Source organism: Chryseobacterium formosum (assembly GCF_026460885.1).
GTDB lineage: Bacteria > Bacteroidota > Bacteroidia > Flavobacteriales > Weeksellaceae > Chryseobacterium > Chryseobacterium formosus.
The window spans coordinates 1-1,512 of the sequence record NZ_JAOVZW010000053.1; the positions used below are offsets into that span (position 1 = coordinate 1).

Here is a 1,512-nt window from a genome sequence, read left to right on the forward strand (position 1 = left end):
AACGGATGTACAGGAACAGTAAGTGCAACTGTAACTCAACCTGCATCAGCAATTTCAGGAACAACAGTAGTTACAAATATTGCATGTAACGGAGGTTCAACAGGAGCCATTAACTTAACTCCAACAGGTGGAACAGCACCTTATACTTTCAATTGGGGAGGAGGAATCACAACAGAAGAGCGTACAGGTTTAGCAGCAGGAACTTACACGGTAACCATTACTGATGCTAACGGATGTACAGGAACAGTAAGTGCAACTGTAACTCAACCTGCATCAGCAATTTCAGGAACAACAGTAGTTACAAATATTGCATGTAACGGAGGTTCAACAGGAGCCATTAACTTAACTCCAACAGGTGGAACAGCACCTTATACTTTCAATTGGGGAGGAGGAATCACCACAGAAGACCGTACAGGATTAGCAGCTGGAACTTACACGGTAACCATTACTGATGCCAACGGATGTACAGGAACAGTAAGTGCTACCATCACTCAGCCAACAGCAATGAGTGCAACGATTTCTCAAACGAATATTTCATGTAACGGAGGAACAAATGGGACAGCAAGTATTGTTGTGACAGGAGGAACTGCTCCTTATACATACTCATGGTCACCGAGCGGAGGAACTGCAGCAACAGCTTCAGGATTAGCAGCGGGAACTTACACGGTTACGGTAACAGATGCCAATGCATGTACCATCACAAGAACGGTAACAATTACCCAACCTGCAACAGCAGTTTCAGGAACAACAGTGGTTACAAACATTGCATGTAACGGAGGTTCAACAGGAGCCATTAACTTAACTCCAACGGGAGGAACAGCTCCTTATACTTTCAACTGGGGAGGAGGAATCACTACAGAAGATCGTACAGGTTTAGCAGCAGGAACTTACACGGTAACCATTACTGATGCCAACGGATGTACAGGAACAGTAAGTGCTACTGTAACTCAGCCAAGTGCAATGGGTGCAACGACTTCTCAAACAAATATTTCATGTAACGGAGGAACTAACGGAACAGCAAGTATTGTTGTGACAGGAGGAACTGCTCCTTATACATACTCATGGTCTCCGAGCGGAGGAACTGCAGCAACAGTTTCAGGTTTAGCAGCGGGAACTTACACGGTTACGGTAACAGATGCCAATGCATGTACCATCACAAGAACGGTAACAATTACCCAACCTGCAACAGCAGTTTCAGGAACAACAGTGGTTACAAACATTGCATGTAACGGAGGTTCAACAGGAGCCATTAACTTAACTCCAACAGGAGGAACAGCACCTTATACTTTCAACTGGGGAGGCGGAATCACTACAGAAGACCGCACAGGATTAGCAGCAGGAACTTACACGGTAACCATTACTGATGCCAACGGATGTACAGGAACAGTAAGTGCTACTGTAACTCAGCCAAGTGCAATGGGTGCAACGACTTCTCAAACAAATATTTCATGTAACGGAGGAACTAACGGAACAGCAAGTATTGTTGTGACAGGAGGAACTGCTCCTTATACA

General features: G+C 44.9%; 1 protein-coding gene. It reads left to right on the plus strand.

Features of this window, described 5'->3' with window-relative positions; all coding sequences use genetic code 11:
* On the plus strand, positions 1-1,512 hold a 1,512-nt coding region (locus OF897_RS21500), incomplete at both ends, for a beta strand repeat-containing protein (protein ID WP_407648368.1).